11 protein-coding genes are annotated in these 17,663 nt (G+C 68.0%); 4 read left to right on the forward strand and 7 right to left on the reverse strand.

What is annotated here, in order from left to right:
• The 3 genes from BN4251_RS09450 to BN4251_RS09460 are packed head-to-tail and all read right to left on the reverse strand — an operon-like array spanning position 1 to position 4,735.
• Complete coding sequence (locus BN4251_RS09450) at positions 1 to 1,173, reverse strand: restriction endonuclease subunit S (RefSeq protein WP_087484839.1); 1,173 nt, start codon at positions 1,171 to 1,173, stop codon at positions 1 to 3.
• A complete protein-coding gene (locus BN4251_RS09455) occupies positions 1,173 to 2,774 on the reverse strand; it encodes a type I restriction-modification system subunit M (protein ID WP_087484840.1) in 1,602 nt (533 codons plus the stop codon). The genes BN4251_RS09450 and BN4251_RS09455 overlap by 1 nt, the downstream gene beginning before the upstream one ends.
• Positions 2,774 to 4,735, reverse strand: coding sequence for a hypothetical protein (locus BN4251_RS09460; RefSeq protein ID WP_140398416.1), 1,962 nt, complete (start codon positions 4,733 to 4,735; stop codon positions 2,774 to 2,776). Before BN4251_RS09460 ends, BN4251_RS09455 begins: the two co-directional genes overlap by 1 nt.
• A 192-nt stretch (positions 4,736 to 4,927) precedes the next feature.
• Between BN4251_RS09460 and BN4251_RS09465 the strand changes: the two genes are divergently transcribed.
• Both BN4251_RS09465 and BN4251_RS09470 read left to right on the forward strand, forming a co-directional pair.
• Positions 4,928 to 5,779 (forward strand): hypothetical protein, encoded by an 852-nt coding sequence (locus BN4251_RS09465; protein WP_087484842.1) that lies wholly within the window; start codon positions 4,928 to 4,930, stop codon positions 5,777 to 5,779.
• Positions 5,780 to 5,829: 50 nt separating this feature from the next.
• Positions 5,830 to 6,483, forward strand: a complete 654-nt coding sequence (locus BN4251_RS09470; protein WP_087484843.1) for a hypothetical protein — start codon at positions 5,830 to 5,832, stop codon at positions 6,481 to 6,483.
• A 187-nt stretch (positions 6,484 to 6,670) separates the two neighbouring features.
• On the opposite strand, the gene BN4251_RS09475 is transcribed toward BN4251_RS09470, so the two are convergent.
• The 4 genes from BN4251_RS09475 to BN4251_RS09490 form a co-directional block, all read right to left on the reverse strand.
• Positions 6,671 to 9,880, reverse strand: a complete 3,210-nt coding sequence (locus tag BN4251_RS09475; protein ID WP_087484844.1) for a helicase-related protein — start codon at positions 9,878 to 9,880, stop codon at positions 6,671 to 6,673.
• Positions 9,877 to 11,739: a phospholipase D family protein gene (locus BN4251_RS09480; RefSeq protein ID WP_087484845.1), complete on the reverse strand. Its 1,863-nt coding sequence runs from the start codon at positions 11,737 to 11,739 to the stop codon at positions 9,877 to 9,879. The genes BN4251_RS09475 and BN4251_RS09480 overlap by 4 nt, the downstream gene beginning before the upstream one ends.
• Positions 11,739 to 12,992 carry a DUF6361 family protein gene (locus tag BN4251_RS09485; RefSeq protein WP_087484846.1) on the reverse strand — a complete coding sequence of 418 codons (1,254 nt, stop codon included), beginning with the start codon at positions 12,990 to 12,992 and terminating at the stop codon, positions 11,739 to 11,741. Before BN4251_RS09485 ends, BN4251_RS09480 begins: the two co-directional genes overlap by 1 nt.
• Before the next feature lie 135 nt (positions 12,993 to 13,127).
• Positions 13,128 to 13,700 carry a DUF6308 family protein gene (locus tag BN4251_RS09490; protein ID WP_087484847.1) on the reverse strand — a complete coding sequence of 191 codons (573 nt, stop codon included), beginning with the start codon at positions 13,698 to 13,700 and terminating at the stop codon, positions 13,128 to 13,130.
• A 716-nt stretch (positions 13,701 to 14,416) separates the two neighbouring features.
• On the opposite strand from BN4251_RS09490, the gene BN4251_RS09495 reads away from it, so the two are divergent.
• Both BN4251_RS09495 and BN4251_RS09500 read left to right on the forward strand, forming a co-directional pair.
• Entirely contained in the window at positions 14,417 to 15,502 is a 1,086-nt protein-coding gene (locus BN4251_RS09495) for a 2,3-butanediol dehydrogenase (protein WP_087484983.1), read from the forward strand.
• Positions 15,503 to 15,692: 190 nt separating this feature from the next.
• A complete protein-coding gene (locus tag BN4251_RS09500) occupies positions 15,693 to 17,561 on the forward strand; it encodes a hypothetical protein (RefSeq protein ID WP_140398417.1) in 1,869 nt (622 codons plus the stop codon).
• Positions 17,562 to 17,663 lie beyond the last annotated feature (102 nt).

Raw genomic sequence — 17,663 nt, forward strand, 5'->3', positions numbered from 1 at the left:
TCAGACGACCTCCTCGACGGTCTTCTCAGCATCCTTGACGGTGATCTTGCCGGACATCAGAAGGGGAAGGAGCTCGTCACGGGTGGCGGCGAGGCGTTGGTTCTCGAGTTCGGCTTGAACCGCACGTTCCAGAAGCGATGCGAGCATGCCTTCAAGCTCCCCCGATAAATCGCCGGGCACCAGCAGAGCCGTAGCCTTGACCTCCTTGCCGTTGACTGACGCGAACACAGTCCCGCCCCCCTGGTACTCATCCCAGATCGACTGGAAAGCACGGAGGCTGAAATGAATCGTCGCAGGTCGCTCCGCCGAAAAAATGCTCGCAAGCCCTCGACCAATGCACACATCCTCGGTTGCAATATTCACCTCCCCCACCGGCGCCCGGACAGCAAGTAGAGTCGCCCCCCTTGGTGCCATGCGCACAGGGTTCGTCGTACTCACCCTCACTTCCGGAAAGACTGCACCAAAGTCACGTACACCCTGATAGAACCGTACACCCTGCCCTTCCTCGTTCAGAAACTCCCCCTTCGGAGACGACCCCATCACTATTTCGGCAAGCTCCGAAAGGGGCTTCGGCGACCCGTCCGCCCCCCGTCTCCTCACTAACGCCTCGCCCAGCTCCATCACTAGTTCGATCCCGCGGCGATTCGCGGCAACCTTGTCGTCAAGGGCATTGAGAACAAGTGCCACATTTCGCTGAGCACCCAGAGAAAGAATAGGGATTTTAAGCTGACGAAGGATCTGAAGGTTGATGTGCGGGACTCCAGTACGGATCGCCCGATCGTCTATCTGCCTAAGAAATTCCTCGGACCTGCAGGCGTAGTACACAAACTTCGGATCGAACCTGGCGGCATCGACTCGCAGTCGCATTTGGCTTTGCGATATTACGAATGTTCGACTTTCAGTATCGTCGATTCTCACGACCTGACCGAGCGTTCCGCGCTGAGTGAACACTATGTCGCCCGCCGTCGCCGTATTCCGAGCAAGATCCCGTCGATACTTCTCCTCAGAAACGTACGCGAACGGACCTTCGAGAGCGCCATGGCCAGCCATGTTACTTCCCCTGATTACAGGAACACCGTCGTCAACATAATCCTTCGATACGAGATTTGAACCGAACGGGCCCCCGGCGAAACCTCCGGCCTCTGCAACTTTTTCAAGGGCAATCATCGCCATCACGCCAACCTCCCCAGCTGCTCCCGCACCACCGCATCCAGCCGCGCAGACTCATCCAACGCCGCAGTGAGCTCCCTTGTGAGCCGCTCGATCTTCTGATCGATCGGCTCGTCATCCTCCTCGGCCTCCGGGGCGCCGACGAAGCGGCCCGGCGTCACCGCCCAGCCCGCCTTCTCGATGTCGTCGATCGTCGCGGACTTGCAGAAGCCGGGTACGTCCTCGTACTCACCCTCGGCCGACTCACGACCGCGCCAGGTGCGGAACGTGTTGGCGATGCGGTGGACGTCCTCGTCGGAGAACGTCCGCTCCACGCGGTCGATCATGTGCCCCATCTCGCGGGCGTCGATGAACAGCACCTCGCGGGAGCGGTCGATCGACCCCTTGGAGCCAGCGGTCTTGTCGTTCGCGAAGAACCAGACGCACACCGGGATCGCGACCGAACGGAACAGGTTCGGCGGCATCGCCACCACGGCGGAGACCACGCCGGCCTTCAGCATGTTCTTGCGGATCTCTCCCTCTCCCCCGGTGTTCGAGGCCATGGTGCCGTTGGCCATCACCACGGCCGCCTCGCCCTGGGCGGAGAGCTTGGAGAGGATGTGCTGCATCCAGGCGTAGTTGGCGTTGCGCACCGGGGGCACTCCGTAGGTCCAGCGTGCATCGTCCTCGCTGCGGGCCCAGTCCTTGATGTTGAACGGCGGGTTCGCCAGCACGTAGTCCGCCACCAGGTTCGGGTGGATGTCGCGGGCGAAGGTGTCGCCCCAGCGGGCGCCGAGGCCCTGGGAGTCCATGCCGTGGATGGCGAGATTCATCTTCGCCATCCGCCAGGTGCGCTCGTTGAGCTCCTGGCCATAGACGGCGATGTTCGTCGGGTCCTCGTCATGTGCAGCGAGGAACTTCTCCGCTTGCACGAACATGCCGCCCGAGCCGCAGCACGGGTCGTAGACACGGCCCTTATGCGGCTCGAGGATCTCCACCAGGGTGCGTACCAGCACGGGCGGCGTGTAGAACTCCCCGCCGCGCTTGCCCTCGGCCTTGGCGAACTTGTCCAGGAAGTACTCATAGACCTCGCCGAGCAGGTCCCGGGCCTTCGAGACGCCCTCGCCGGTGAAGCGAGCCGAGTTCAGCAGGTCCACCAGCTCGCCCAGGCGGCGCTGGTCCACGTTGTCGCGCCCGTAGATACGCGGCAGGGTGCCCTCGAGGGAGGTGTTGTCGCGGCCCAGATGCCCCATCGCGGCGTCGATCAGGTCGCCCACGGTCTGCCGATCGGCGCCCGGCCCGGCCTGGGTACCCTTGGCGTGCGCGGCGATGTACTCCCAGCGGGCGGCGGGGTTCACCCAGAACACGCCGGAACCGGTGTACTCATCGACCTCCTCGAGGGTCTCGGCGATGAACTGCTCGTCCTCGCCGTCGAGCTCGGCGCGGATCGCCTCGCGCCGCTCCTCGAAGGCGTCGGAGACGTACTTGAGGAACACGAGCCCCAGCACGACGTCCTTGTACTGGCTCGCGTCCATGGAGCCGCGGAGCTTGTCCGCCGCCTTCCACAGCGTGTCCTTGAGCTCCTTGGGCGTCGAGGGCGCCAAGGCGGCCTGCTTCGTGGCCATCAGTTCTCCTTCTCGGGGGTGATGAGCGTGGCGGCGAGGGTTCCGGCCGCCACGGCCTGGATGAGTTCGTCCTCGAGCTGGTCGAGGGAGTCGAGTCGCCGACGGAGCTCGGCACGCCGATCTTCCAGCAGGGGTCCGACAGCGTCGAGCGCCGGGAGCGCCTCGGCGGGGATCGTGCGCAGGCGCCAGGTGCGCCGGTCGCGGCCCTCCTGGGCGGCGATGTCGGCGGCCACCACGCGGGGGTGCAGCACGCGCGTTGCATGGACGGCGGGCCGGCAGCGGAGCACCCGGGCGGGAGCCTGCAGCAGGTGACCACCGGCCGTATCGACCACTGCGGCGGCGCCGCCCTCCGCGGTGAACACCACGTCGCCGGGGAGGGTGAGGATGCTGCGCGGGACGGTCTGCTCCAGCACGAGACGGTCGGCGGCCCGCTGTCCGAGGCGGCTCGGGTCGCGCACCTCCTCCGGTCCGATCACGGTGACGCTGCCCGCCGCAGGGGCACCGATCACCTGGGAGGGCAGGCGTGTGCCGCGGACCTCGCGGGCCAGGCCGTTCAGGGCCTGTGCCCAGGGGAGCGAGGGATCGGTCCGGTTCTCCTCGGTGGCGCGAAGGGCGAGGGTCTGCGAGAGCGCGCCATCGTCCAGCTCCCACAGCCGGGCGAGGCTCTCGCCGCCGCTGCGCGTCGGCTCGGCCAATGGGGAGACAAGAAGATCCCGCCGCCGCAGGAGCGCACCGGTGGCCACTCGTGTGCCGGTGAGGAAGGCGTGGGCAGTCAGGGACGTCCCTCCGGCCAGCGCCGCGGCGACATCGGCGGCAATGGCCGCTCGAGACGAGGCGTCCAGAGACGTATCCGCATGCTCCCCGTACACGGTCCAGTCGGTGCCGGCGTGCGGCGCTGCGGTGCCGAACACCCACAGTCCGAGGCGGCGCCTGCCTCCGAAGCGGCTGAGGCCCTTGGGGAGTCGCGCCGCGTAGCGCAACGGGGCGGGACTCTCGGACCGAGGCAACAACAACCGAGTACGCGCGGCGCGCAAGGACTCGTCCCTGAGGGGATCCAGCACGAGCTTGCTCGGCCCGATGACCATCGCGATATTAGCGTGCCCGAGGTCCAGCAGCATCGCCTCGACGTGATCGAAGAAGGCCATCGGGTCGCCGGCGGCCTGGTCGTAGTACAGCGCAAGGTGCGGTTCGTCGAGCCAGTCGGTCGGATCAACGACATGATCGGGGCCGGCATGCGCTGCGAGCATCCGCAGTGCAGCACGGGTTTCCATCGACATGTCCGGGCTCAGCTCAGTCCCGAAACGCGGCTGGTCCTTATCGCCGAGGACGCGAGCGAGTTCTGTGGCAATCTGCAGAGCGCCGGAGCCCTGCAGGTCGAGGCGCCGGGGTGCGAGCTCGAGGAGAGTGCGGAGCAGATCGACGACAAGAGCGATACCGGGCGCGGTGAGTGCACTGGGAGCCCAGGCTCCACCTGGACGACTGAACGCATCGACCAGACGCTCGAGCAGGGCACGGCCTGAGAAAGCCGCTTCAGCGAGTTCGTCCACAGTCGAGAGAAGCTCGGGCTGAGCCCATAGCTCTTCAAGGTGCTCCTGGTTCACCAACAGATCGAGTGCGTGGTGCGTGAGCACCTCGCGGACGTCGCCGAGCTGGATCTCCGCGAGCGGTCCGCCCACGAGCTCGTGCAGGAGAGACAGGATCGATGCTGCCTCGGGATCGCCTCTCATCTCCTCGAACATTGAGGAGTGCAGGAGAACCTCGAGTGGAGCATCAGCATTATTGCCCTTCCCCGTCACCTCCAGCCACGAAGCAATCTGCTCGGCGTCGAAGAGCAGCTCGTCCTCCGACAGCGAGGGCGGGAACGGGTGCGGAGTGCCGGCGGCGCGCGTTCGCCACATGCTCACCACGCCCCGTTGCACGCGGGTGAGCTCGGCGATGGACTGCATTGTCAGTGTCGGCACGGCTCACCTCCTCGAGTGGAAGTTCACGATAGCCGAGAGGGCCAGCCAGCGCTCAGGTGGGTATTGATAAGAGGACTTATCGATGCCCCATCTGTCATTTGTCGCATCGGCGCGACATGGTCTGGTCACGCACCGCGGACCTCGCAGTGCTCAAGACGAACCGGCCTGGTCCGGCCCACGAAGGAGCAAGCCATGCGCATCACATCCTCCACGTCGCTGAATGCGGGACGCCGCCGCTCTCTACGGCGTCTCGCCGGCAGCCTCACCGGTACTCTGTCGATCCTCGCGCTCCTCAGTGCCTGTGGAACCGCGAACGATCCGCCCGCCGACGACGCTGACGCGACTCCCGCCTCCGCCGCCGCGGCACAGGAGATCGAGCGCGACGACGCCGGGACCGACCTGGACGCCGCGGAGCCGTCCGAGAGCACCGACTCCTCCCCCACAACAGAGCCCGAGTCCAAGACCGAGGCGGAGGACGAGCCGGAAACTGACACGGAAGCCGAACCGGAGCCCGTCGAACCGCAGTCTTACTCCGGCACGGGCGCCGAGGTGGTGATCATCGATCCACTCGGCGAGGACGTGTTCTACGCGACCGTCGCCCATGACGGCTCCAGCAATTTCGCCATGTGGTCCGTGGACGAGAACGGGCAGGACATCGATCTTCTGGTCAACGAGATCGGTGACTACGACGGTGACGTCGCGCTGAACTTCGCCGAGGACCCCGCCGCGCTGCGCGTGGAAGCCGACGGCGCCTGGAGCATCGACCTCGTCCCCCTCCAGGAGGCACCTCGCTGGGATGGGAGCGCCCCGTTCGAAGCCACAGGCGACTCCATCGTCATCGTCGCAGGCGTCGCGGAGGGCCTCACCCCGGTCACCCTGACCCATGACGGGGAGAGCAACTTCGCGATCTGGGCATGGGGCGAGAGCCACCCCGATCTGATCGTCAACGACATCGGTACCTACGACGGCACCACGCTGCTCCCCGACGGCTCCCTCGTCCTGCAGGTGAACGCCGACGGAAATTGGACCATCTCGACCAACTGACCACCCAGTCCCGCAGCAGTCCACACCACCTCGGACCCGAGAGGACACCTATGTCCACGATCGCCGACAACTTCTTCAAGGACGGCTCCTTCGGCCGGCGTCTCCTCGCATTGCTCGCCTCCGTCTACGCCATCGCTCTGCTCTGGGGACAGCGCGCGGGCGGAGAAGAAGCCCGTGGGTACGACGTCATCGCCTCGATACTGCGCAGTCTCGGACTCGACGGCGTCGCGGACTGGATCGTCGAAAGGCTCATGGCCACGGTGCACTCCAGTCCGCTGACGACGGTCGCCGCGGCGCTCGTGCTTGCAGCCTCCGTGCTCAGCATGACCGCGACCTACCGTCGGACTGTCGCCAATGTGAGTCCGCAGTCATCCTTCGCCCTCCTCCTCGCCCTCTGCCTCCTGATCGACACCAACAGGCTGACGTTCTTCGAGGCGGCGATAGGCACTGCAGTCACGGCGGTCCTGGTCGGAGTCTTCTGTCTGCTTCCCAGCGACGAGCAGTTGACCCCTGCAGCCGCTGTCGGACTACTCATCGTTCTCGGCCCGGCCGCCGCGATCCTCTACGCGCCGGCGAAGATCATCAGCTGGTTCGTGACCGAATCGCTGCCACAGAAAGTCTCGGTAGCGCTCGAGCGCGAGACGGGCCCGGTGAAGGTCGAAATCATCGACAGCACGGGGCCGAAGGGGGCACTGCTGCGGTGAACCCCTCTCGCCCTCTCCTTCTTCTTCAGGCCCGGACCTCAAGAGGTCCATCGATGCCGTTCGTACCCGAGGCGGTCAGAGCATTCGGTGACTGGCTCGAGGCTGTCGCCTCTTTGGTGCGCGGTCTCTTGGACAGGGAGTGAACCCTGCCCTCGTTGTTTGAACTGATCAACCACACCGGAAGCCCTCACCGCGGCGGCCGGAGATTGATCCGCGGCCAGTCCACGTCCTCCCCCATCAGCTTGATCAGGTCCTCCTGCCGGGGCTGGCCCATCACGGAGCGGTACGCGCCCAGGGTGCGCTGCAACCGCAGGTACTGGCGTGATTCGCGGCTGAGCGGCATGGCCGGCACGTAGCGTTCGATCTTGGCGGGGCCGTCGTGGAGCCAGAAGGGGCTGAGCCCGTCGCTGTCCGGTGGCTCGGCGGCGACGGCGGCGTCGAACATCGCTGCCCAGGGATCGTCGTAGCCCTCGGAGAGCGCCGCATCGCCATGGCAGTGGGCGATGTTCCGGCGGATGGCGTGCCCCTTGTATCGGTGCACGCGGCCTTCGCGCTGTTCGAGGTCCACGGGGTTGCCGGGCAGGTTCCAGTGGACGATGGCGTGGCTGTAGGTGTGGAAGTCCAGGCCCTCCTGTCCCACGGAGGTGCTGGCGAGCACGAACGGCCAGAACGGCGAGTTGAAGCTGTCGCGCACCGAGGCCTCCCGCTTCTCCGCCTCCTCGGAGCTCAGGGTGCGCCCGAACCGCGCTGCGATGTGGGAGTTCAGCTTGTGCGTGGCCACCTCGATTTTGGAGCCGTCGGAGCGCAGCTCGTGCACTTCGTTCGCGGCGGTGCGGATCGCGGCCGTGGTGCGGATCCTGGCGGCCAGTGCCTCGGCCCGGGCGGCCGGCTCGTCGCGCCGGAGCCCCAGTGCGTCGACGAGGGTGTGCACGTACTCGTCGAGCATCGACTGCAGATTGCCGTCCAGGCAGTAGCGGAGTGCCAGATGCCAGTAGCCGTCGGTCTCCTCGGCCCCGGCACCGGTGGCGGCGCGCACGGCGGCCATCGTCTCGGGCCGGTTCAGCAGGCTGCGCAGGCCCGCGCTGATCTCGTGGGCGGCGCGGCGCACGTGGACATCGGCGTAGGAGCGCTCCCCGCCGGCGGCGCGGCCCACGGCGCGCAGCGCGCACACCCCGGGCGCGGCGATCGCCACCTGGGCGAGCACTGCGGCGAGATCCTCCGGCGGGGCGCCGAGCACCTCCCAGTCCGGGGCGAGCGCGAAGTCGACGTGGTCGCGGAAGCGGTTGATGGTCTCGTCCTCCCCGTCCGCGCCTTCGCCGCTGCCGTGCAGGCCGAGGTCCTCGAGCCCCAGCGCGCCGTCGAGGAGGTAAGGGGCCACGCCGTACCAGCCGGCGGTCTGCCCCTTCGTGTCCTGCACGGGCAGCTCGAGCGCGTCCAGGCGCTGCTGGATCCTGCCGGTCACCACCTCCAGCAGTCGCTCACGCTCCAGCGGGAGCTGCTCACCGGTCTCCCGGGCGATCGCGAGCGGGTCCCCGAGCTCGGCGAGCGCGACCGAGGGGTGGAGCAGCGCCAGGTGCGGCAGGTTCATCAGCTTCCCATCGGCAACGGCGAAGCGCAGCAGCGGCGAGGCGCGCGGCCCGTCGTACAGCGCCGGAGCGCCCCTCCCCTGCCCCGGGGCGAAGGCGCTGAGCCGTCGGTCCGTTTCGTAGCTGAACAGGGCGGAGATCGCCTTCGGCACCACGCTCCAGGCGGAGAACACCAGGCGTTTGGTGAAGCTGCGCGCGCCCTCGGTCGCGAAGGGGCCGCCCGGGGTGGTGTACGGCAGAGAGGGCGGGAGCCAGGCGAGCTTCCACACGCCGCGCTCCATGGCGGCGTCGATCATGGCGCGGAGCTTGGGGTTGCCGGGGTCGATCTCGCGGAACCGGTGCACGTCGTCCCAGGAGAGTAGGCCGTGTCGGTGCAGGTGCAGCAGCGCCGCGAGGTCCTCGTCGCCCTCGTGGGCGAGGTCGAGGGTGCGGCGCTGGGCCACGTAGGCCGACGGGTCCATGAGGTTCACCGGGAAAGGGCTCGAGCGCCAGAACTCGAACATGTCCATGCCGTGGGCGCGGCGGCCGATCGCGTCGGCCGCAGTCCACACCTCGAGGTCGCCTGGCCGCAGCTCGAGGGACGGCATCTCCATCTCGCGCAGCATCCCGTCGGCCACCGCGGTGGAGCCCAGGCGCTCGGTGCGGGACATGACCCGCTGAAGCTCCGCCTGGGCCCGGGCCGTCGCCTCCTCGGCGCGGCGCGTGCCCTCGTCGGTGCCCTGGAGCATGCCCTCGCGCACGTGGGCGAGATGCTCCCGCACGAGGTCCGCGCGGTCGGGGCCGGCCAGGAAGGCGATGGTGTCGTGGAAGTCCTGGTGGTGGTCCTCGGCGTCGAGCTCGTCAGGCAGCGTGAACATCTTGTACGGGGTGGCGGAGAGCACGAGCGACTTCGCCGAGGGATGCATGATGATCTTCTGCGCGAGCTTCTGGGCATCTGAGTAGTGCTCGTCGCCGCTGCTGCGGGCACCGGGGAACAGGTCCTTGAAGCGCTGGAACTCGTCAAGGATGACAAGGTCGGGGGCGAGCCTCGTGACGGCGGTGCGCGCCACCGCCATGCGCAGCGCGCCGATCATGCGCCGGCGTCGCCACCACATCTCGTGGGTGACCTCGTCGCTTCCCAGCCAGGTGTCGAGCTCGTCGAAGAGGTCGCTGAGCAAGGTGCCACCGAAAGGCCCATCCTCGCCGCTGAGACTGCGGGTGAACTCATCGACGAGCTCGTCGTCGAGCGCGGGCCTGCTCCAGTCCCACTCCAGCCTGTCGGAGAATCTCTGGAATCCGACGGCATCGCGAAAGTACTCGATGATCCGGTCCTGCATCAGCCAGAGTCGATCGATGCTGTGACTGAGCATCCAGTGCAGCAGGACTCTCTCGCCGACGCGGCCCGTCGCGTCGCCGAGGCGCAGAGAGGTGCCGGGGGTGAACGCGATGAGGTCGACGCCGCCGGGCGGGGCGGAGCCCATCGTCTGCGGGAGCATCGTGATTCGGTCGGCGTTCCGCTGAGCCTCCCCACCGGTGAGCTCGCGCAGGCGGTCCAGGTTCTGGCCGGCGATCTGGCTGTTGGAGCAGATGTACACGATCGTCACCGTGCGATCGGTGGTCTCGCGCAGGTGCGCGATCGCGCGGGCGGCGACGCCCTTGGCGATGAGGGTCTTGCCAAGACCCACCTCGTCGGCGACGAGGAAGCGGCTGACGGAGTCCTCGTCCGTCCAGAGCCGGCGCAATGCGTGCTCGACGGTGGCGCGCTGGAAGGGTTTGAGCCCCGCGAGGACGGCGTCGGGATCGAGGCGCGGGGTGGGGACTGACGGGCTCATGGCGTTCTCCTGCTCAGCGAGAACTTCAGCACCGTGTCCCAGAGCTTCAGGAAGTCCGGCGGGATCAGCTCGTCGGCCTTGGGGAGCTCGAGGACGGCCTCGACTTGCTTCCGCACCGAGAGGATGCGGTCGATGTCGTTGCCCGCCGCGCGCACCAGCGGTTCGAACAGCACGATCGGAGGCGACGGCCGGCGGGGGCCGTCTCCGGCAACGGCGCCGATCGCACTGGTGATCCCCTCGTGCTCCGCGTCCTGAGCATGGGTGGCGGTCGGTTCGTCGAGGCCGAGGAGGAGCGCGAGATAGCGCAGCACGCGGTCGCGGCTGTTCAGCATCGTGGCGAGTGCTCGCTGCTCGCGGTCGATGACATCGCCGATGAGCGGGACCTTGAGCAGGCACCGCCTCGTCGCGCGGGCGGGTCCGTCGCCGCTGGTGGTCTCGACGGCGATGAAGGGGGTGATCTCGTCGAGGGAGAGCTCCCAGGAGGTCTCCGCCGCGAGGGATTTCCGGAGGTTCGGTGCGGTGAGCGGCCACAGTGTCGTCTCCCCGGGGCTGTCCTCGGGGAGCACGAGGGTGAGGCGGGCGGTGACGGCGTCGTCGCCGGCGCGGGTGATGTCCATGCGGGGCCGCGGCGTGGAGCGCGCGAGTTGCCGGTGGAACTCCTCGAGCAGGTAGCTGGTATCGAGGGAGGGGTCGTCGACCGCCTCCGATGCCGGGCTGTACGGCTCCATGATGGTGCGCAGGCCCATGCCCTTGCTGCCTTCGCCGAGTACCGCGTCGACGCCGCAGAGCCGGGTGGGGCCCACGAGCACGGCGTCGAACTCGACGTTCTTGCTCCATGCCTGACGGGTGAGGTTGGCGCTGCCCGTGATGACCGCCGACTGCCCATCGTCGCCGTCGATCACGACCGTCTTCGCGTGCAGTCCGGTGAGATCGAGGAGGGTAGATGGCGCAGCTTCCGGCGCTTCCCCTGTGGCGTCCTCCACCACGGGGTGGTCGTCTCCTCCCCCGTCCACGGCGGCATCGAGGACGTTGACGTCCCAGTCGCGCAGCGCGCTGCCTCCGAGGAGGTCCGCGGCGGCTGCGCGCGTCAGCAGGGTCGACTCCGGGGCACCTGCGCGGATCCTGGTGAGCGTCTCCGTGGAGAGGAACGGGCTGATCGCGATGACCTTCCGGGCACGGTCCGGGAAGGGCCACGAGGACGGGGCCCCCTCGATCCCGATCGGGAGCAGCCGCCCGCTGGTGAAGGGGTCCGGCGCCTCGAGCCGCACGTCGCGGAGAGTGCCGGCGAGGTCCAGGATCGCGTCTCGACGCGCCTCGGTGAGGGGGTCGAGGACCATGCCGGTCACCGCCTCGACGGCGGCGCCGGCGGGGGCGGCGTCGATCGTGCCGTCCGGGCTCTCGTCGAGGACGAGGGCGGTGTCCCAGGAGCTGTCGAGGGTCAGGTTGCGGCTGCCGACAACGGCGCGGTGAAAGAGCGCGCCGTCGTGCGGACGGCGGTAGCGGATCGCCCAGAGCTTGGGGTGGAAGAGGGCGCCATCGGCCGGGGGCTCGACCTCGTGCAGGGAGCCCTCGAGGAAGGTATGGATCCGGCTGTGCGAGGCGGGCACGCGGATACCCGCTGCCTGACAAAACACGGTGGTGCGACCCATGAACCGCTGCACCGCCTCGAGCAGCTGCGCCGGGTCGCGGTCGGTGACGCCGCTCGAGTCGTCCATCTGCGCGAAGGCAAAGGTCATCGGGGCGATCAGCATCGCAGTGAGGTTCAGCGAGTAGGTGGTGGTGACGGCGACGTCGACCTCGTGCCCTGGCGGTGGCCGGAGCGCGTCGGTGAGCAGGACGCTGGTGTCGGGCTGGAGCATCAGGCACGCGCCTCTCCGTCGTAGAGATCCTGGAGGAGTGTGGTGACGTTCGCCCAGCGGAAGTGCAGGCGGGCGGTGCCCGAAGCACCGCTCCAGGCGTTCAGCGCCTTGAGGTTCCCCGGTCTCAGCCGCGCACGGCCCTGCTTCACAAGGCGTTCGCGCCGGATGATCAGCTCACGAGCGCTCGGGGACTCCGCGACGGTGTGGGGCGTGCGGCTCTCCGCGCACCAATGCTCGAGGAAGGCTCGTGTCCGGTCGGTGTAGTTGCGGCGTCGAGCGGCCATCATCTGGCCGAGCTCGAGGAAGTCTTGCGATCCGAAGGGGCGTGAGGAGGCGGTCTCGTCCGCCCAGGTCTGTAAGCGTTCGCGATAGTGCGCGACGCGATCATCGCGGAAGCGCTCCGGATCCGTGGAGGTCGCCTCGGCGAGCAGCAGGTTGTAGAGGAGGTTCGCGCCGTGGACCTGGAGGCTGAACCTCTCGGCGCGGTCGAGGAGGGTGCGCAGCTCTTCGTCGGCGTCGGTGTGCAGGAGGGAGTTGATCTCCGGTGCCCACGGGGCTGCGGGAGCTGTGGCGCTGTCCGTCCAGTCCATCGGCCGTTCCTGCACGAGGCGCGCGAGGAGCGTTCCGGGGTTGGTGCGGGTGATCGCTTCCTTCAGGTACGTGACCTCTTCCGGAGTGAGGCGGAAGTCGGCACTTCTCAGCAGGTGCTCCGGCGGGGCGGGGAGTTCCGGGTCGAGACCGTCAAGGAGACGTTCGGTGCCGAGACCTCCGTCCTCCGCGCGGGGTGCTTCGGCATCCAGCCTGCGGCTCGCCTCAATGCGGGTGAAGAACTCGCGCGAGGTCAGCCCCCGTTCAAGAATCCCCCACTGCGCGAGCATCCCGCTGTAGAGCACCGAAGGCACGCGCTGGAGCATCTTTCCCGCTCGCCGGCCGATGATCCCGGGCTCGTCGTCGCCGGTCCCCCGCTCCAGGGCGCCGATGAAGTCGCGTTCGAGGTCGTGATACCTCTGCGCCATCTCGGCGACCGTCGCCCGCTTCGCCGCTTCCTGCATCAACCACGGGATGAACAGGACGTACCGCAGCCGGGTGTGCAGGGTCGAGGTGCCGGGGAACAGCGTGTCCGAGAAGGCATCCCGGATCCCACCGATGCCCAGGTCATCGATCGTCGTCTCGTCGCGGAACTGGTCCACTGCTTCCAACATCCGACGGCGCTGCTCGGCGTCGACGGCGAGCCAGGCGAACGTGGAGGGCATGGGATCCATGGTGCACTGTCGAGACGTTCAGGGGTGGCGATTGCAGACTGCCTCCCCTCTTCGGTTCTCGACTCGCCTGGAGGGCGAGGTCAGCAGATTGCCTCCAGCGATGGCGGAAGGCAACCAGGGGCGGAGCTACGCGCCGATCGGGGCAATCTGGACGGGAGTGAAGTCGGCTGGGGCATAAGGCTTCGGGGCAACGTCCACCCACCGCGAGCTATTCACTCGGTCCTCCTGCGAAGTCCACAGAATGATGTCGAGTAGGCGCGCTTCGCTTGCCTCGGCCAGGTCAGGAACATCTCGAACGATCACCTCTCTCATCTCTTTCAGGGTTGCCTCGTTCTCGCGCAGTGCCGCCCGGAGAGCGATGAGCGCCTGGGCGATGTTCTCTTCGCGTGCTCGCATCACTCCGTCCCCGCCTCGACTGCGCTGTCTGAAAGCATCTCGCCGAAACCCCATCGCTCGGGCAACGTTCCCGTCCAGCACCGGGACGGTGTCCGAGAGGTACAGGGCGAGAACCTTCGTCATCTTCAGAGCCCAGAATCCCTTGAAGCCTTCAGCGCAAAGGTTCGCGAGCGCCTCCACGTCCAGATCATCCAGCTCTCGGAGTCGACGACCTCGGAAGGTTGATACCCCCTGAGCGATCCTGTCCCGCACCTGCCTGTCGAAGCCCACGACGTCCTGGGCTTGAGGCTGCCCGTTGAGCATCTCAGCCCAGAGGAACGACCAGGGGGAGACGTCATCGAATACCCCGTGCTCGCCGAGCGCTTCGGACCCTTGGCTGCGACTTTCTTCAGCGTCAGCCGACTGCGGTTGACGGAATCGGTATAGAGCGCGAGCGCTGTCGCCGAGACCACGGAGGTGAGTGCGGCGCCGATGACGGTACCGGCGATCCCCAGCTGACCGCCGACCACGGTCGCGGTGGCGGCCGCCGCACCGCTGGCCACGAGCCCCGTGGGAGAGAGCTTCTTGACCTGCAGATCCAGCTCCTCGCCAGATGGATCACCGGGCGCCTGGCGCTCCGGGTCCCCGGGCGCAGCAGGAGGTCGGGCGGGGCGATGTGCAGAGGGTGCCAGGAAGCCCATCCTGTTCAGAAGTTTCCGAGTTCCCCTGGACCTTCCTCAGAACCAGCTGGGAGAACGAAGATCTCCTTCCTGACCTGTGGTGGTGGTCGGGATGGGAAGCGCCACAGCAGTACTGCCGGTCTCTTCGCTCGCCGTGCCGCGTGGCCTGCCGCACTCCGTCGGCTGGGCAGAGATCGACGCATGCCACTACGCCCGTCACGAGTCACGCGCTCGAGGTTGTCCGCTCCGCTCGGAGCGACGTTGGTCCCCCTCCGCATCTCATCCGGCTCGCTACGATCGATGCCATCACTTCCCCGGGCGAGAAGCGACCGGAGAGCGAAGTCGAGAGGGTTGATCACCGTGCGCGCAGCACGCTATTACGGCAACAAGGACATCCGCATCGAGGAGATCGACGAACCCACCGCCGGTGCCGGCGAAGTGCTCATCGACGTCGCCTTCTGTGGGATCTGCGGCACCGATCTGCATGAGTACCTGGACGGTCCGATCTTCTGCCCCACCCCGGACACGCCGACGTCCTGGACCGGGGAGACGGCCCCGGTGACGCTCGGCCACGAACTCTCCGGGGTCGTGGCGGCGCTCGGCGAGGGCATCACCGACCTCGAGGTGGGTGACACGGTGGTCGTCGAGCCCTACATCCTCAAAGACGGCATCGACACCGGTCCGGACTCCACCGACTACCACCTCTCCGAGGGGATGAACTTCATCGGCCTCGGCGGCGGCGGGGGCGGCCTGGCCGAGAAGCTCTCCGTCCCTCGCCGCTGGGTCCACAAGATCGATCCCAGCATCCCGCTGGACCAGGCCGCCCTCATCGAGCCGCTCGCCGTCGCCTATCACGGAGTACAGCGCTCCGGCGCGAAGGCCGGTGACATCGCCGTGATCGGCGGCGCCGGCCCCATCGGACTGCTCACCGGTGCGGTGCTGCGGGCCCTGGGCGTGACAGTGGTGATCTCCGAGCTCTCCTCGCTGCGCCGCCAGAAGGCCCTGGACTCCGGCGCCGCCGATCACGCACTGGACCCGGCCGCGGTCGACGTGGCCCAGGAGGTGCACGACCTCACCGGCGGCAAGGGCGCGGACATCGCCTTCGAGGCCACCAGCGTGCAGGCGGTGCTGGACACCCTGATGGATGCGCTGCGACCCACCGGGGTGCTGCTGAACATCTCGATCTGGGGCCACCGCTCCGACTTCGACATGCACAAGCTGGTGATGAAGGAGATCGACCTGCGTGGATCGATCGGATACGTCAACAACCACCCGGCGGTCATCGAGCTCGTGGAGAGCGGCAAGATCGATCTCGCTCCCTTCATCACCGAGCGCATCCAGCTCGAAGACCTGATCGACAAGGGGTTCGACACCCTCATCCATCGCAACGAGACGGCCGTGAAGATCCTGGTCTCCCCCTCCGGCAAGGGCATCGACCCGGCCTGAGCCGGGGTGCCGTGACGTTCGGCGGCCGCGACCGGAGCTCCTCGCCTCGCGGAGCTCCGGTCCCGCTGTTTCTCTCGGCGTCTCCGTGCAGCCGCGGGAGCGAAATCTTCGAGCGGAACCGGAACTGAGCGTCATCCATCTCGCGACCCGCCTCCTCGCCCCGTCGGCCCGCACCTGATGGAATGTCCCCATGAGCCGACGTCGCCATGACCGCCACCCGCTCGGACGGGGCGTCGCCCGCCAGCGCTCGAACCGCCATGCTCTACACACTTCACGACATGCGCCCTCCCCCGTCGAACCAGCGGCGGAGAACCCTCTGATCCGGGCGCTCCGCCCAGCGCTGCGTTCCGATGATCCGTCCGCGTTCTGGGTGGCTGCGGCGCCGTTGGTCACGGAGCTCGCGAATCTGGAGCACCAGGCCGAGGTGCTTCCCGAGGGGGTGGACCTGCTCGACACCTTCCTCGAGATCAACGTCGCGGAGACCACCGCGCTGCTGCACATGGTCGCCGCGATGAGCCCCGATGAGGGCCTCCGCTCCCGGGCGCAGGTGGGACTCACCGCCCGGCGCCAGCCGATGCCGCCGCAGATCTCCGGGCTCGCGCAGGCGTCCGTCGCCGAGGCAGTCGCCTTCTCCGACGGCACCGGGGAGAACCTGATGGTGGAGCTGGTCCTCCCCCGCGGCGTGCGGGCCGTGCTCATCTCCTATATCCCGTGGAGTCCGTCGCCGTACGTCAAGGACACCTTCGTGGTCGGCGAGTCCATGGCGGAGGTCATCCGGAAGTACCGGGAGATCATGGCGAGGGAGGGGGGCTCCTTGGACGCGGTCCTCGAGGTCGTCACCACGGCGGATGCGCGCGCCCGCTTCAGCCAGGCCCTCGCCAACACTTCGGCGGAGGCGGAACAATCCGCCGACTGGAAGCAGTGGCCGATGCTGCGGCCCTTCGTGGAGTTCGTCGTGGGCCGGATGCCCGAGGGTGGGACGGGGTACGACGAGAACGACCTGCTCAGCGGACCCCTCGGTGCGTCGCTGACGACCCCCGAGCGGCCGCCATGGATCCTCGAGGACGGCACCGACCTGGTCCAAGAGTTCACGGTCTCCGAGCACGCCGCCGACCTGAAACCGGGCAAGGCGGTGGAGGATCTGGCCGCCTACCTGATGATCCTGCTCGACGCGAGCTTCGGCGATCCGCTGGGCTGGGATCCGGAGCTCGCCGAGTGGATCCTCTCGGAGGTCCTTCCCACGGTGCCGATGCTCTCCAAGGCGGCGGTAGCGCAGATCCCCGCTGCCCTGCCGGCGCTTGTCGGCTGGTCGCTCGAGCGCAAGGGCGAGGAGCCGTCCGTCATCGCACAGACCCTGTCCGCGCTCGCCCCGCTGCTCGAGGAGTTCCCGGCCCGTCACGCTGATCCGCACATGCGCGCGCGGCGACTCGAGGAGCAGGTCGACTACGCGCTCGAGCTCGAGGACTCCACCGCGCTGCGACTGGCGGACCTCGCCCTGCGCGCCGGCGGCTTCGAGGTGCTCGCAGAGCTCGACACCGCGCCGCTGCCCACCGAGGAGCTCGCGCTCACGCTGTTCCCCGAGGAGCTGCGCGGCCTCGCCGCCGAGATCGACGCGCACCTGGTCGAGGGGGTGACCGCACTTCTCGAGCAGCGGCCCGGATCCGCCGAGAGCGACGAGCTCCTCACCGCCTGCCGGCGCCTACTGGTGCGCGTCGCCCAGCTCGATGATGCGGTGCTGCGACGGAAGGCGAGCACCCGCAACACCGCTGCGGCGGTCGTCTCGATCATCGCTCGCGGCAACGACCTCATGGGCTATTCACCGGCGCCCCTGCACGAGAAAGACCTGCGTCGCGCCTTCGACCTGCGCAGCGCCCCGAGCCAGCGGGCCCGAAGCCTGAAGGAGGCCGCCGCGCTCCCCCATCGCTATACCGGCATCGCCCTGGCCGACCCGGGGCTGCTGCTCGGCACCATGCGGGCGAAGCTGCTGCACGAGCAGGATGCGCTGACCTCCCACCGAACCGCCAAACGACCCAACCGTGACGCAGATTGGCTCGTTTAGCGGTTCCGTGAGCACCTTCCGCCGAGCGGACCGGGCCCCCAAACCCGCGCCGCTCGGGTCGGAGTGACCGGGCGAGAGAAGGCGCTGCGGCGTCGTGATGCC

The sequence above is a fragment of the Brachybacterium massiliense genome (assembly GCF_900184245.1).
GTDB classification, from domain to species: Bacteria; Actinomycetota; Actinomycetes; order Actinomycetales; family Dermabacteraceae; genus Brachybacterium; species Brachybacterium massiliense.

Coding starts and splice junctions, on each gene's coding strand:
- BN4251_RS09475 (WP_087484844.1), bottom strand. CDS start 9,880: ATGAGCCCGTCAGTCCCCACCCCGCGCCTCGATCCCGACGCCGTCCTC.
- BN4251_RS09465 (WP_087484842.1), top strand. CDS start 4,928: ATGCGCATCACATCCTCCACGTCGCTGAATGCGGGACGCCGCCGCTCT.
- BN4251_RS09450 (WP_087484839.1), bottom strand. CDS start 1,173: ATGGCGATGATTGCCCTTGAAAAAGTTGCAGAGGCCGGAGGTTTCGCC.
- BN4251_RS09500 (WP_140398417.1), top strand. CDS start 15,693: ATGAGCCGACGTCGCCATGACCGCCACCCGCTCGGACGGGGCGTCGCC.
- BN4251_RS09455 (WP_087484840.1), bottom strand. CDS start 2,774: ATGGCCACGAAGCAGGCCGCCTTGGCGCCCTCGACGCCCAAGGAGCTC.
- BN4251_RS09490 (WP_087484847.1), bottom strand. CDS start 13,700: ATGCTCAACGGGCAGCCTCAAGCCCAGGACGTCGTGGGCTTCGACAGG.
- BN4251_RS09470 (WP_087484843.1), top strand. CDS start 5,830: ATGTCCACGATCGCCGACAACTTCTTCAAGGACGGCTCCTTCGGCCGG.
- BN4251_RS09480 (WP_087484845.1), bottom strand. CDS start 11,739: ATGCTCCAGCCCGACACCAGCGTCCTGCTCACCGACGCGCTCCGGCCA.
- BN4251_RS09485 (WP_087484846.1), bottom strand. CDS start 12,992: ATGCCCTCCACGTTCGCCTGGCTCGCCGTCGACGCCGAGCAGCGCCGT.